General features: G+C 48.8%; 12 protein-coding genes. 1 reads left to right on the plus strand and 11 read right to left on the minus strand.

Annotation, left to right across the window (positions count from 1 at the left end; genetic code table 11):
* Positions 1 to 2: 2 nt before the first annotated feature.
* From V1498_RS20060 to V1498_RS20070, 3 genes are all read right to left on the minus strand, one after another.
* Positions 3 to 893, minus strand: coding sequence for a carbohydrate ABC transporter permease (locus tag V1498_RS20060; protein ID WP_409295767.1), 891 nt, complete (start codon positions 891 to 893; stop codon positions 3 to 5).
* 76 nt (positions 894 to 969) lie between these two features.
* Entirely contained in the window at positions 970 to 1116 is a 147-nt protein-coding gene (locus V1498_RS20065; protein ID WP_409295769.1) for a hypothetical protein, read from the minus strand.
* A gap of 511 nt (positions 1117 to 1627) precedes the next feature.
* Positions 1628 to 2893: an ABC transporter substrate-binding protein gene (locus V1498_RS20070; RefSeq protein ID WP_409295771.1), complete on the minus strand. Its 1266-nt coding sequence runs from the start codon at positions 2891 to 2893 to the stop codon at positions 1628 to 1630.
* 575 nt (positions 2894 to 3468) lie between these two features.
* Here V1498_RS20070 and V1498_RS20075 point away from each other — a divergent pair.
* A complete protein-coding gene (locus V1498_RS20075; RefSeq protein ID WP_409295773.1) occupies positions 3469 to 4500 on the plus strand; it encodes a family 43 glycosylhydrolase in 1032 nt (343 codons plus the stop codon).
* A gap of 47 nt (positions 4501 to 4547) precedes the next feature.
* On the opposite strand, the gene V1498_RS20080 is transcribed toward V1498_RS20075, so the two are convergent.
* The 8 genes from V1498_RS20080 to V1498_RS20115 form a co-directional block, all read right to left on the minus strand.
* Positions 4548 to 5780, minus strand: coding sequence for a cation:proton antiporter (locus V1498_RS20080; RefSeq protein WP_409295774.1), 1233 nt, complete (start codon positions 5778 to 5780; stop codon positions 4548 to 4550).
* Positions 5781 to 5786: 6 nt separating this feature from the next.
* On the minus strand, positions 5787 to 6284 hold the full coding sequence (locus tag V1498_RS20085) for a cation:proton antiporter regulatory subunit (protein ID WP_409295776.1): 498 nt from the start codon (positions 6282 to 6284) through the stop codon (positions 5787 to 5789).
* 17 nt (positions 6285 to 6301) lie between these two features.
* Positions 6302 to 6529 (minus strand): AbrB/MazE/SpoVT family DNA-binding domain-containing protein, encoded by a 228-nt coding sequence (locus V1498_RS20090; protein WP_409295779.1) that lies wholly within the window; start codon positions 6527 to 6529, stop codon positions 6302 to 6304.
* A 660-nt stretch (positions 6530 to 7189) separates the two neighbouring features.
* A complete protein-coding gene (locus V1498_RS20095) occupies positions 7190 to 8269 on the minus strand; it encodes a M24 family metallopeptidase (protein WP_409295781.1) in 1080 nt (359 codons plus the stop codon).
* 18 nt (positions 8270 to 8287) lie between these two features.
* Positions 8288 to 9277 (minus strand): UDP-glucose 4-epimerase GalE, encoded by a 990-nt coding sequence (gene galE / locus V1498_RS20100; protein WP_409295783.1) that lies wholly within the window; start codon positions 9275 to 9277, stop codon positions 8288 to 8290.
* Positions 9278 to 9289: 12 nt separating this feature from the next.
* Entirely contained in the window at positions 9290 to 10468 is a 1179-nt protein-coding gene (locus V1498_RS20105) for a galactokinase (RefSeq protein ID WP_409295785.1), read from the minus strand.
* A 284-nt stretch (positions 10469 to 10752) separates the two neighbouring features.
* The gene (galT, locus tag V1498_RS20110) at positions 10753 to 12249 is read right to left on the minus strand and encodes a UDP-glucose--hexose-1-phosphate uridylyltransferase (RefSeq protein WP_409295786.1); all 1497 of its coding nucleotides are present in this window, start codon (positions 12247 to 12249) and stop codon (positions 10753 to 10755) included.
* 228 nt (positions 12250 to 12477) lie between these two features.
* On the minus strand, positions 12478 to 13551 hold the full coding sequence (locus V1498_RS20115) for a glycosyltransferase family 4 protein (RefSeq protein WP_409295788.1): 1074 nt from the start codon (positions 13549 to 13551) through the stop codon (positions 12478 to 12480).
* Between the last annotated feature and the right edge of the window lie 453 nt (positions 13552 to 14004).

Here is a 14004-nt window from a genome sequence, read left to right on the forward strand (position 1 = left end):
GTCTACTCCTTTCTATTAGAAATTTTAAGCTGGACAATGGAAATGATGATCATGAGAAGCGCCATCATCAGGGACATGGCCGCCGCGTTTCCTAGCTGGCGCTGCCTGAAGGCCTCATCCACGATATTCATTAAAAGAACCTTCGTTTCAGTACCCGGGCCGCCGCGTGTCATCAAGTATGGCTGGCCATAGATATTGAAGGAAGCGATAGTCGAAGTGATCAAAACAAACAGCATTGTCGGTTTGATGCTTGGCAGGGTGATGTAGATCAGGCGCTGCCACCTGCTGGCACCATCAAGCGAACCAGCTTCGTATAATTCCTCAGACACATCATTCAAGGCGTTAATGAAGATAACCATATTGAATCCGATGGTCCACCATAGAGTCGCCACCACAATGGATACCCACGCCCACGGCATGTCTGTCAGCCATGGAATGGCATCCAGGTGCATGCCTGTCAGATAGTTGTTGATCAATCCGCTGTTCGTATCAAGCAGCCACAGCCAGATAATCGCTACGACCGACACTGATACAGCATACGGGATGAAATACATCGTCCGGAATATTCCCTTGATCCTGTTAGGCAGGGCATTGATCAGAAGCGCAAGCCCCAGCCCCACAATGACAAGCAGAGGAACACTGAACACAACAAATTTCAGCGTATTTTTCAATCCGTCAAAAAATAAGCTGTTCAAATATGAATCAGGATCAAATAGTTTAGCATAGTTCTTAAAGCCGACAAATTCATGTACAGGATTCAGCAAATCCCAATTATGCAGGCTCATCCAAGCCCCATACACAATAGGGATCAGAAGGAAAACAGTGAACAAAATCAGGTATGGAAGAACGAACAAACTCGACGTCAGCTTCGATTTCCAGGTGGTATTGTTCATTTGCGTATCCCCCTTTCCGGGTTTGATAGATTATGATTTTACTAACTTGATGTTTTGGAGTTTATGGTTGAAAGCATCATCCAGAGGCGGGTGCGGGCTTTAGCTGCTGCTCCTTTTGGATTTCTGCCTTCTTAGTAGTTTGTACGTTTACTTTAGGTTCGCATTCCATGGTGCTTTTCACTATATCTTGGTTGAAGGCACCGCTCTCCGCTTTAGGTTTCATCCAGCTCCGGCGCCTAGACCCTCGAGTCATAAGTCGGCCAGTCCATGAGAAGAAAGGGCGCTTCTCACGGCCTGCCCGTCTTATGCTTGTCGGGTCTGATCAAAGCGCCTCCGCTTTAGGGGTCATCCAGCTCCGAGCTGACATCCTCGGTCATAAGTCTGTCAGTCCATGAGAAGTAAAGGCGCTTCTCACGGCCTGACTGTCTTATGCCTCTCGGATGTCTGCCTTCTAAGCAGTTTAGGTGTTTTCTTTTGGTTTGCAGTTCATGGTGCTATTAAAGATTCTTAATTGAAGGCACCGCTCTCCGCTTTAGGTTTCATCTAGCTCCGGCCCCTAGACCCTCGAGTCATAAGTCTGTCAGTCCATGAGAAGTAAGGGCGCTTCTCACGGACTGCCCGTCTTATGCTTGTCGGGTCTGACCAAGGCGCCTCCGCTTTTGGTTTAAAAAAGACGGTTCAGGTGATTTTGTTTATTCACCTGTCCCGTCTTTCTTTTTCCTTGCGGGGCTGGTTTATTTTTGAACCAGCTGCTCTGCTTTTTTGTTTGCATCGTCGAGTGCTTTTTTAGGATCTTTTTTGCCTAGAAGGGCAAGGTTGACTTCAGCCCATAGCGGCTCTGAAAGTTGTCCCCAGTTAGCTACACGCGGTGCGAACTTGGCGTATTCGAATTGCTTGGCAACCTGTGGCTGCTGAACCATCTTTTTAAATTCTTCGTTTTGTTCGTAGATGGCTTTGGACGCTGGAGCCTGGCCTGATTTAGCCCATTCCATTGTGTTGTCGGCCGCATATTTCAAGAAATCGGAGATTCCTTCGAGTTTTTTACTATCTTTTACAGAAGCAGGGATGACGAAGTTGTGACCGTTTGCATAGACTGCCTGCTGTTTTGTACCTAATTGTGGAACGGGAGCTACACCGTAGTTGATGCCTGCTTTGTCCCATTGTTCCATCATCCATGGACCGTTAAGCTGCATGGCGTTTTTGCCTTGAAGGAAAAGTGTGACTTCCCCGTCCTGCTGTACATTGGCTGGTGAAACTTTTTCCTTTTGAACAAGGTCTCTCATGAATGTCAGTGCCTCAACACCTTCAGGGCTGTTGTAATTAGGCTTGCCATCTTTCAAGAGCTCTCCGCCGTTTTGGAAGAAGACGGTTGGATAGATGAACTGGTTCGGCCATAGTGTCGGAACGACGAAGCCGTATTGCTTTTTGGATTCATTTGTAAGCTTCTTTGCTGCAGCTACAAATTCTTCGCGGTTTGTTGGAGCTTTTTCCGGGTCAAGGCCGGCTGCCTTGAACATGTCTTTGTTATAGTACAAAACAAGCGGATGGATATCTAAAGGAATGGAATACTGCTTGTCTTTGATCGTTCCTGCCTGCCATGCTGTTTCTGAATAATCTTCAGCCTTGACACCATTCTTCTCAATGGTAGATGTCATGTCTTTCAGGAGATTCTTTTCAGCATAGTTAGTAAGCTGGTCTGTGTGCATGATCATCAGATCCGGGGCACTTTTTTGACCTGAGAAAGCAAGGTCGACTGTCTTATAGTAATCTGTCTGCGGTACGATCTGCAGATCTACTTCATATTTATCCTGAGACTTATTGTAATTGTTCACAATGTTCTTCATGCGCGGGCCATCTGCACCTGAGAATGGAGCCCAGTAGGTGATTTTCTCGTTTCCTCCGCTCTTTTCAGATCCAGAGTCCTTGCTGGAGCATCCTGCCAAAGAACCGATTGCCAGAGCCGCAGACATTGCAACGCCAAGCCACTTCTTCTTGTTCATTCAAGTTATCCCCCTCGGATAAAAATTAAATATGGCTTACTGAAAGCCTGATTGCTTGATTTTTTAAGCAAATTAAGTTAATTAAATTAATTTACTTTGTATAAATATCATAATCTTGCCCGCGATATTTGTCAACGCTTTCACTGAAAAAATTAATAGAATATTAGCATAGGAAGAGGCTGATTCTTTACAGAGGCTTTGCTGCTATGAAACAGGAAGCGGGATTTCCGCTGGCCCCATCTTCTCTTTTTTGCGGGCCTGCAGTGAACTTCCTGGAATTTTTCTGCGGGTCTAACATTTGTGAAGATGCTGAACATGTTGATATGAATAGCCTCGCACAGAGGCTTGAGGAACCGAAAACCGCAGCTGGATCAGGAATTCTGCTCCTTACTCTGCACACTTCCAGTTTTTATTATATTTTTACCTCGCAAAACGATTGATAAAACACAAATCTATTAGAATACATGCTTCATAGTTGGAAAAGAATTGAAGCCCGTCAGCAAGTACGTTAAAATGCGGATAGGTAAATTAATTTATTTAACTAAGAAAATATCCCAGACAAAGGTTGTGCTATCTTGAACAAGCGATTAACAGGCATGCTGCTTGCGGGTGTCCTTGCCCTCTCCGGCTGCAGCGGGCAATCCGCAGAAGAAGAAAAGCCAAAAGGGAAACAATATAAGAACCCGGTGTTTGAGCCGGTGATTGCCGATCCCTCCATCATTAAAGGAAAAGATGGCTACTATTATGCTTACGGGACGGAAGACAATTGGGGGGATGGCAAAGGGCCGAGATATGTTCCGGTCATCCGCTCGAAAAACCTGGTGAAGTGGGATTATGCCGGCGAAGCCTTTGAAGCCGTGGATAAGCCGAACTGGAAGGAAGGCGGCATCTGGGCGCCTGATATTTCCTACTATAAGGATCAGTATTATCTCTACTACTCGATGTCTACCTGGGGAGATCAGGATCCCGGAGTCGGTGTGGCAGTGAGCAGCAAGCCCGAGGGACCGTTCACGGATAAGGGTGAAGTGCTCCGCAGCCAGAAGATCGGGGTGGAAAATTCAATTGATCCTGCCTTCTATAATGACAATGGCACACCTTATCTATTCTGGGGGAGTTTCCACGGAATTTACGGCGTGAAGCTGACAGAAGACGGCATGAAGACAGCCGGCAAGCCGTTCCAGGTAGGAAGCGATGCGTTTGAGGCGCCGTATATCGTCAAGCGGGATGGATATTATTATCTGTTCCTTTCCTCCGGCTCCTGCTGTGAGGGCAAGGACAGCACGTACCATGTGGCTGTCGGCCGCTCCAAAAGCATCACCGGCCCCTACCTCGACCAGACGGGTGCCGATATAAAAGATACGAAGGGCACCGTCATCATGACCGGCAGCCAAAAGTTCGCCGGACCCGGCCATAATGCGGTGATCACGGATGAAAAGGGCCGCGACTGGATGATTTATCACGCCATCGACGTCAAGGAACCAAAAATGATTTCCGGCATTACCCGCCGACCGCTGATGATCGATCCGATCACGTGGAAAAAGGGCTGGCCTGTTATTAAAAACCAGGAGCCAGGCAGCAAGATGCAGGATGTTCCTGTCGTGAAATAGAAAAAAGAACGCCCCGTTTGTCCTGGGACAGCGGGGCGTTCCTTTTTTTAAGCTTCCGGCTTTTCCTTCAGCTTCTCCTTTTTGGGCGCAGGCGCCTTCCATTTGAAGATTTTGTTTAAAGCATTATAGATATGCTTGGATTCCTTTGTCAGGAGCGGCCCAAGAATCGCAAGGATCAGCACATAAAGGGCTGAGAACGGCTGCAGGATGCCCATCAGGCCGCCAGAGAGGCCGAGGTTTGCCATGATGATCGAGAACTCGCCGCGCGATACGATGGTCAACCCGATATTGGCCGATGCTTTATGGGAAAGCCCCGCCCTCCGGCCGGCAATCATCCCGGCCGTAAAGTTGCCGATGATGGTAATCACCACAGCGCCAAGAGCCAGCCATACTGCTCCGCCAAGGCTGAATGGATCGATGCTGAGGCCAAAGCTGAAGAAGAAAATGGCCCCGAAGAAGTCCCGGAATGGAACCACGAGATGCTCGATCCGCTCGCCCTGATTCGTTTCTGAGAACACAAGGCCCAGGAGCAGAGCGCCGATGGCTTCAGCGACATGTATGGTTTCTGAGAAGCCGGCTATGAAGAACAAGGCGGCAAAAACCACAATGATGAATATTTCATCTGATTTAATATTGAGCAATTTGTTTAATAGAGGTGTGGCCTTTCTTGCAATGATGAAGAAAGCCAGCATATAGCCAAGGGCAATCAGCACGGACAGCAAAGTTCCGCCAATCGATGTAGAGTCTCCCAGTATAAGACCGGAGACGATGGAGAGATAAACGGCCAGGAAAATGTCTTCGAACATGATGATCCCGAGAATCAGCTCGGTCTCTTTATTTCCCGTCCGGCGCAGGTCGACAAGGACTTTGGCGACAATGGCACTGGATGAAATGGTGATGATCCCGGCAATGATCAAGACTTCAAGGATTGGAAAACCCATAAGCAGTGCATACAGGAAACCGAGCGCAAAGTTGATTGAAATATAGATGCTCCCGCCGACCACAATCGACTTTCCTGATTTTATAAGCTTTCCAACCGAGAACTCCAGTCCCAGATAAAACAGGAGGAAGAGAATTCCGATACGTCCCAGAAATCCAATGAACTCCTGGCTTTCAATAAATCGTAAACTGATGACCCCGAACTCTGGGGCATGAGGACCGACCAGCATCCCGACCACGATCAAAAATGGGATAATGGAGAAATTCAACTTGTTTGCAAGGATCGCAGCCAGGGCTACGAGGAGCAGTGCTGTACCTACTTCAAAAATGAGATGATCCATCTATACTTATCCCCCCTTATTAGTCAGCTGATCGCTGATGATATTCCGTAAATCCTTTCTTTCACCAGAAATAACCAGTGTATCCCCTGCTTCAATGACCGCATCGGGCCCAGGTGTCAGTTCCTTTGTTTTATTCTTCTTGATGATGGCCAAGACGGTGATTCCGTAGTTATTCCTCACATCGATATCGCCTATCGTTTGATTGACAGCAGGTGCGCCCTGCTCCACCTTGTACCACTCGATGATCAATTCATCAAAGGCAAGTTCAATATGTTCCAGCGCCTTCGGCTTATACACCATTCCCCCAAGAATGGCAGCCAGCTGGCGTGCTTCCGCATCGTTCAGTGTGATATTGGAGATGCTTTCTTCATGATCATCATCATCGTAATGATACATTTCCCTCCGTCCATCATCATGGATGATCACAACAACCTTGTCATTATTGCGTGTGACTGCCTCAAACTTCCGCCCGATTCCAGGCAGATCTCCTTCTCGAATGTCCATGCCCATGAACTCCCTTCCTATTCCTCACCAAAATGAGTTTTTGCCTTGCGGATAAGCTGCTTGAACGTTTCGTCGCTGACAATGTCCTGTATATCATGAAGAGATTGCAGATCCGCCTTCGTCATGATAACCAGCCCATTTTCCTCAATAAAAGCTATTCTCTCACCCTCATGCAGGTCCAATACATCCCGGATATGTTTAGGTATCGTAATCTGCCCCTTTGAACTCAGCTTCGAAAATTCCATGTTCACTTCTCCTTGTTTTACAAGAATTCCTTACTTTCCTTACTTTTTTATTCTACCATAAATGTGGTTGATCCGCCAGTGAGAAGGCATGGTTAATTTATGCAGGAAAGGGAGGGGTTATGCTGAACGCTGGTGAAAGGAGTCTGATTTTTGTCGTTTTTGTACAATCGTGAGTAATATAGGACGCTTTTTTTTAGGTTAAGTGTGTGAGTTAGTTTGATTTTAAACCAGGTTGATTGGAGCGGAAGGCGCGAGACTCCTGATCCGGCTGCGAACTGCGGCCTTCGAGTCATAAGTCAGTCAGTCCCTGGGAAGAAGACCGCTTCCCACGGCCTGCCTGCATTATGCTTTTCAGGTCGCTGCTTTTCAAAAATTTCATGGGTTTTATATGATTTCATATTCATTCTGCACACATTTATTTAGTTTGAAAAGCACCGTTCTCCGCCTTTCATTGCGGGAGCTGCGGGACAGGTGAGACCCCGCAGCGAAGCGAGGAAGCTCACCGCCCGCCCCTAAGGTCCGCGAGTGTCTGCAGCGGAAATCAACCTTCTTCATCGAACGCAGAGTTGTCTCCAATAAATAGCCAATAAAAAAGACCGCAGGCCTCCCCGGTTTCCACCGGGTCTGCCTGCGGTCTAAAAGGCACTAAAACTGCCACCCTTACCGCACTAATATGTCAGGACGGAGATAGGCCCGGCCTTCGTGTTCTGCTTTGATATAAACCCATTCACCTGTATGGGTCATGAATTCGTTGCCTTCTTCGCCAACCAGCAGGGTGTCTTCAGACTTGATCCCGCGGATGGCCGGGTTCCAGGCGAAGGCCTGGTTTACCTGGACAATGCCTTCCACGCCTGGCGTGGCCAGGAATTCGCGGGATGCATACCCGGTCGGGCCTCCCTGGTGGAGGAAGCGCCAATCGTCGCCATGGCCGACTTCGCTGTAGGCATCAAATCCGCCCTGAAGGATGTCTTTGATTGCTGCTCCCGGCCGGGTGGCTGTATTCATGGCAAGATCGATGGAAACGAGCTTTTGCTTGTTTTCTTTGATTTCCTGTGACAGCTCTCCAAAGTGCACGAAGCGGGTCACATTGGCCACAAGTCCGCCTTTTTCAGCGCAGATAACAATCATGGCATATCGCTCAAGCTTTTTGCCGGTCGGGATCGGATGGCGGTACTTGAATACACGCTCATCCGTGGACACAAGAATCACCTGAGGATTGATGCCGTCCTTGACAACCTTTGCCCCGAGATGGGCCGCGATTTCGTACTCGGTCCAGCCGGGCTCGATTTCACGCGCTGTCGATTCCACTGCCTTCGCGGCCTTCTGGCACAGCCAGCGGTACAGCGTGATTTCCTCTGCACCCAGTGTATAGCGCAAACTTGCCAGCTCCTGCCCAAAATCAAGGAAGCCGTCAAAAGGGATATCTGCTGCAATCTTCTTGCCTTCGCACATCCCGCGCACAACAGCATCCTGGTCCTCATACCATTCCGGTGTCACGAATTCATAGCCTGATCCTTCGAGCTCTTCATCGTGGATTCGGGCTGATTCCATTTTGGACGTGATGCAATAGTTTGTGGTGGGCGTGACCAATAAATCAGCCACACCAAATTCAGTAGTGTTCACAATATGATTCACTTTCCCGCCCGTCAGCCACGAGAAATTGTTTCTTCTACGGAACAATACACCGTCTATCCTCTTTTCTTCTATAAACTTCCTTACTCGTTCAACCGCTTCAGTCATTGCTGCTCCCCCTCTGCCTTACTTGCTGCTGTATCCATGCGGATGTGATTGATGCCACTTCCATGCTGTCTCGATGATCGTCTTCAGATTATTGTATTTAGGCTTCCAGCCAAGAACGCTTTGTGCCTTTTCTGAAGAGGCGATCAGGATGGCAGGATCGCCGGCTCGGCGTCCGCTTACCACTTCAGGGATGCTGTGGCCCGTCACCTCACGGCTTGTTTCAATCACTTCCTTGACAGAAAAGCCGCGTCCGTTGCCCAGATTGAATACATCGCTCTCATTTTTGCTGCGCAGATGCTCCAGGGCAAGCCAGTGGGCATTTGCCAGGTCCATTACATGGATATAGTCACGGATGCAGGTTCCATCCTCGGTGGCATAATCATCGCCAAAGATGCTGATATGCTCTCTTTGGCCGAGTGCTACCTGAAGGATGATTGGAATCAGATGGCTCTCCGGCGTATGATCCTCGCCTATTTCTCCGTCCGGATGAGCGCCTGCCGCATTAAAGTAGCGCAGGGATACCGATTTCAGGCCGAATGCCCCGTCACACCAGCGGAACATTTTTTCCATGGCCAGCTTCGTCTCTCCGTACGGACTTGTCGGATTCGTGGCATCTCCTTCAAGGATCGGCACCTGCTCAGGCTCCCCGTAAGTGGCCGCAGTCGATGAAAAGACAATCTTTTTCACGCGATGCTTTTCCATGGCCGAAACCAGGGTATGTGAGGCAATCAGATTGTTTTCGTAGTATTTAAGCGGTTCTTGTACGCTTTCCCCGACAAGGGAGCTTGCTGCGAAGTGGATCACCGCTTCAATATCATGCTTTGTGAATACAGAATCCAGGAAGTCTTTATCACGAAGATCTCCCTGATAGAAGGTGCCGCCCGGGACAGCCTTTTCATGTCCGGTCAAAATATTATCCACGACGATAACTTCCTCACCCTGATTCAGCAGTTCTGCCACTGTATGACTTCCGATATATCCTGCTCCGCCCGTAACTAAAATTGCCATGTTTTTTCCCCCTTAAATGATTTCTTTCGCTCCATCCCCGATTTCACATACATAGAAGTCAGGATTCAAGCCGGTTTTCGCTGTATAGCCTTCAGCCACAAGCTTCTTGAATTCCTCGACCGCATCTTCCCTCACAAGGCTTACATTGCAGCCGCCAAAGCCGGCACCGGTCATCCGTGTGCCAATGCAGCCCGGAACGGCGGATGCCTCTTCAAATAGAGTATCCAGTTCAAATCCAGTCACTTCGTACAAGTCCCTTAGTGACTCATGGGATTTTTTCATCAGCTCGCCAAAGGCAGGCAGGTCGTTTTCCTGCAGCTTCCGGGTAGCCAGGAGCACGCGTTCATTTTCAGAGATCACATGCTCAGCCCTCGCCCTGATGATGGAATCCTGGATGAGATGTTTAACTTTTTCCCACTGATCCATGCTGACATCACCAAGGTTTTTAATATGCGGAAGCTCCTGCTGCAGAATCTGGAGCGCTTCCTCACACTGGGCGCGCCGCTCATTATATTTTGAATCGGCAAGGCCGCGGCGCTTGTTTGTATTCGTGATGACCAGCTTATGGCCGTCAATCTTCACAGGAACATATTGATAGTCAAGCGTATCGCATTTCAGCATCATCGCCTGATCGGCCCGTCCCATGCCGACCGCGAATTGATCCATAATGCCGCAGTTAACGCCGACAAAATGGTTTTCAGCACTCTGTCCTAATTTTACCAATTCTAACATAGGAATCTCTAAGCCCGCCAGTCTGCTGAACGCAAGACCAGTCACAAGCTCGATGGAAGCAGAAGAAGAAAGTCCGGCCCCATTCGGGATATTTCCGTAAAATAAGATATCGGCACCGCTGTAATTTCCTGCTGCATCACCGGCAAGGGTGATCAATTCCTTCAGGACACCCTTCGGATAGCCGGCCCAGTCATCTTCTTCCCGGTACACCAGCTCCTCCGCTGCTGAAAATGAGGCTGTCGTGGAGAAATTGGCGGAAGCCAGATGATACTCTTGGTCCGCCCTTGGCGCCGCAGCGGCCCAGGTGCCAAACGTGAGGGCTGCCGGAAACACATAGCCTCCATTATAATCCGTATGCTCACCAATCAAATTGACACGGCCCGGAGCAAAAAAGATCCGCACTCCTTCACGATAACCATATTGCTTTTCAAATAATTCTGTTAATCCAGCTGCATTCATATGATCAACCTTCTCCCGTCTTTATCTTTTTATCAGGCTGTTTTAGCAAACAGTTTATTTGTTGAATAAGAAGGATGATTTCCGCTCCATGTGCTCCATTGGAGCGGGGCGGGCAGTGAGCCTCCTCGTCTTCGTCTGCGGCGTCTCAAATGTCCCGCTGCTCCTGCAGGAGTCTCGCACCTTATGCTCCAATCAGCCCTGTTTACCAATTGTAAGTTCCTTACAAACCTTAATAAAATCAACCTTTTAGAAACCAGCCTATTATATCAATCAGTTAAGAAACATCATTTTTGCAGAGAATGCAGGAAACGAATAAATGCCTGCTTTCCTGCTTCGTCGCGTTTGTAGACACCGGCATGTTCAAGGACTGTCTGGAATACGGCGCCCACTTCATCCTCGATGATTTTGTTCACATTGCTTTTTGTAATATCGCTGTATTTCTGGAGAATCCGGCCAGCCCAGTCCGAGTGCTTGACGACACTCTCGTCCCATTCTTCGAGGGGGCGCGGATCCGTGAGATAGCTGCCCACCAGTTCCAATTCTTCCGCAAGCCGGCCCGGCAGGACGGCAAGGCCCATGACTTCGATTAAGCCGATATTTTCTTTTTTGATATGATGCAGTTCTTGATGGGGATGAAAGATCCCGCCCGGATGCTCCCCTGAGGTCCGGTTATTGCGCAGCACCACATCCATCTCAAACAATCCGCCGCGTCTTCTCGCAATCGGTGTTACGGTATTGTGCGGAACATCGCCGCTTGTGGCAAGCACCTCTGCCTCCGGATCGCTGTACGTCTGCCAGCTCCTCCAGATATGCTCGGTCACCGCCTGGACTTCATCCTTCTCTCCGCGCACCCGGATCACGGACATCGGCCAATTCACAATACCTAGTGTTACGGAAGGATAGCCGGGTAGTGTGATGCTTTCTTTTGTTTCTGCCCTTTCGATGGCAAATTCATAGCGGCCTCCCTGGAAATGGTCGTGCGTCAGGATCGATCCGCCGACAATCGGCAGGTCTGCATTTGAGCCCACAAAGTAGTGAGGGAACTTCTCGGTAAATTCCAGCAGGCGGGTAAATGTATCTCCCGATATCTTCATCGGCAGATGCTCTGCCCTGAAGATGATCGAGTGTTCGTTATAGTACACATATGGAGAATACTGCAGGAACCAGTCTTCATGGTTCAGCTTAACCGGGATGATTCTGTGCGTCGCCCTTGCGGCATTCCGGATATTTCCGCGGTAGCCTTCATTTTCGCGGCAGAGCGCACATTTTGGATACGAGCTTTGTGGTGCATTTTTCAACAGCGCGATTTCCTTCGGATCCTTTTCCGGCTTGGAGAGATTGATGGTAATATCGATTTCTCCATACGGCGTCTCCGTTCTCCACTGTTTGTTCTTCGCCACCCGGTCCTGCCTGATGTAATTGGAACTCAGGGACATTTGATAATACCGGTTCGTCGCAGCCTCCGGACTTGTTCTGTAATCGCTCTCAAATTGCCGTACCACTTCTGATGGACGGGGCATCAGGCAGTCCATGATCTCTGTGTCTAAAATATCCCGTTCAGTCACCGTGTCTGTTTTTAAAATCCCCTGTTTCTGTGCAAAGTCGAGCATCCCGTCAAGCAGCTCATGAAGCGGAAGCTCCCTTCCTTCTGATGGCTCCCATTCATCCAGCCCAAGCAGCGACAGCAGGCGGTTTCGTGCATACACGCCATCTGCCACTTCCAGAAGCTTCTGCCGGATTCCGTAATCCAATAAACTCTGTATGAACTGATAGATTGTCATTTGGATTCACCTCTATATCGTTTTATGGTAACTTAATTAAATTAATTAATTATCTTTCTTTTAATAATAGAGCTTTCTGGATGGAATTTCAATCTTTTTATGTCAGGCAGGAAAAGAATAGAGAAAAAGGCCCTTACCGTCTTGGTGAAATAAGGCTTTTGCAATGGTCCTGCCCCGTCCCCCGCTCCACACCAAAAAAAGCCCGGCCAGGTTGGCCGGGACTTTGATTTATGGTCTGTCTTTCGCGTTGACTTTGGAGTTCAGCATCTTCAGGAGCGGCCGATAGTTGCCGCCGACGAGCCCTATTTTTTCTACAAAGATCTCGATGGCTACAATCAGGATGGTGATGAACAGCATCGCTCCCCAGACTGTGGACATGGAGAAGATGAAAGCTGCCAGGCCAAACGATGCGGACAGCGCGTAAATCAAGAGAACAGTCTGCTTATGTGTGAAGCCGATCCGCAGCAAACAGTGATGCAGATGGGACTTGTCAGGCGCCGCAAGCGGCTGCTTGTTCACGATTCTTCGGATGATAGCGAAGAAAGTGTCGGAAATCGGCACACCGAGGATGATGATCGGCACTACCAAAGAGATGAAGGTTACGTTTTTAAAGCCCATCAGGGACAGCACCGAGATGATGTACCCGAGGAACAGAGCCCCCGTATCCCCCATGAACACCTTTGCCGGGAAAAAGTTGTATTTAAGGAAGCCCACGGTGCCGCCAGTCACGATCAATGCCGTGATGGCAACGAACATATCGCCCTTGATCATCGCCATGCCGGAGATGCTTAGCAGGGCGAAGGTCGATACACCGGCCGAAAGACCGTCAAGTCCGTCAATCAGGTTAATGGCGTTGGTGATTCCGACGATCCAGAGGATGGTGATTGGGATGCTGAACATCCCAAAGTCCAGCTGTCCGCCGAACGGCAGGTTGATGTATTCAACCTGAATACCGCCCCAGTATACAACAATCAGGGCTGCGGCAATCTGGCCGATCAGCTTGGTCCTGGCCTTCATTTCGTGGATATCATCCAGGAAGCCGAAGAGCACGATGACGAAGGCTCCTGCCAGAATGGCCGTAACATTATAATTATAGCCGTACGGTATATCCGGGTTCACGATCAGCATAACGGCGATAAAGCTGATGAAGATCGCAAGCCCCCCTGCCGAAGGCATGATCTTCGTGTGGACCTTGCGGCTATTAGGTTTGTCTGCCGCCCCCACTTTCAGCGCAAACCTGATGACTAATGGAGTAATAAGCAGCGATATAATTAAAGCGAGAGAGAAAGCTAACAGCAGCAAGTAATCCACCTCTTTTCCTTTTCCAGCATAAATGTATTTAAACAATTACCCATTTTTTTAAATCTGTAACTTATTTGCATAATCTGGCCGCAATTCCCATTCTTCGTTGTGTCCTTAACTATACATTATAAAGTGTTTCTACAAATTTCTCCACGAAAATTTTACAAAGCCGCTTATTTTGAAGAGTTTTTCCTAACCCTGTCATATGTGCGTCATTTTTGTTACACGGCACAGTCCAAATGACCCGGTAAAGCCGGCTTGCTAAATGGCTGAAGCTGTCAGTTTTACCTTTCCCGGCAGCGGGTGTTTCAGGAATTATATCGGCCATGTTGAGAAACATGTTAATGGACGGCGGGTTTATGCAGCTTATGAAGGACTATTCGCGGGCCGGGCAGCTCCTAAATGTCCTCATGGCACCCATGAAAGACTTTTTCTGGGCCGGGCAGCTTCCAA

Source organism: Paraperibacillus marinus (assembly GCF_046237605.1).
Lineage (GTDB): Bacteria > Bacillota > Bacilli > Bacillales > DSM-1321 > Paraperibacillus > Paraperibacillus marinus.

Coding starts and splice junctions, on each gene's coding strand:
- V1498_RS20060 (WP_409295767.1), bottom strand. CDS start 893: ATGAACAATACCACCTGGAAATCGAAGCTGACGTCGAGTTTGTTCGTT.
- V1498_RS20065 (WP_409295769.1), bottom strand. CDS start 1,116: ATGAAACCTAAAGCGGAGAGCGGTGCCTTCAACCAAGATATAGTGAAA.
- V1498_RS20070 (WP_409295771.1), bottom strand. CDS start 2,893: ATGAACAAGAAGAAGTGGCTTGGCGTTGCAATGTCTGCGGCTCTGGCA.
- V1498_RS20080 (WP_409295774.1), bottom strand. CDS start 5,780: ATGGATCATCTCATTTTTGAAGTAGGTACAGCACTGCTCCTCGTAGCC.
- V1498_RS20085 (WP_409295776.1), bottom strand. CDS start 6,284: ATGGACATTCGAGAAGGAGATCTGCCTGGAATCGGGCGGAAGTTTGAG.
- V1498_RS20090 (WP_409295779.1), bottom strand. CDS start 6,529: ATGGAATTTTCGAAGCTGAGTTCAAAGGGGCAGATTACGATACCTAAA.
- V1498_RS20095 (WP_409295781.1), bottom strand. CDS start 8,269: ATGACTGAAGCGGTTGAACGAGTAAGGAAGTTTATAGAAGAAAAGAGG.
- galE (WP_409295783.1), bottom strand. CDS start 9,277: ATGGCAATTTTAGTTACGGGCGGAGCAGGATATATCGGAAGTCATACA.
- V1498_RS20105 (WP_409295785.1), bottom strand. CDS start 10,468: ATGAATGCAGCTGGATTAACAGAATTATTTGAAAAGCAATATGGTTAT.
- galT (WP_409295786.1), bottom strand. CDS start 12,249: ATGACAATCTATCAGTTCATACAGAGTTTATTGGATTACGGAATCCGG.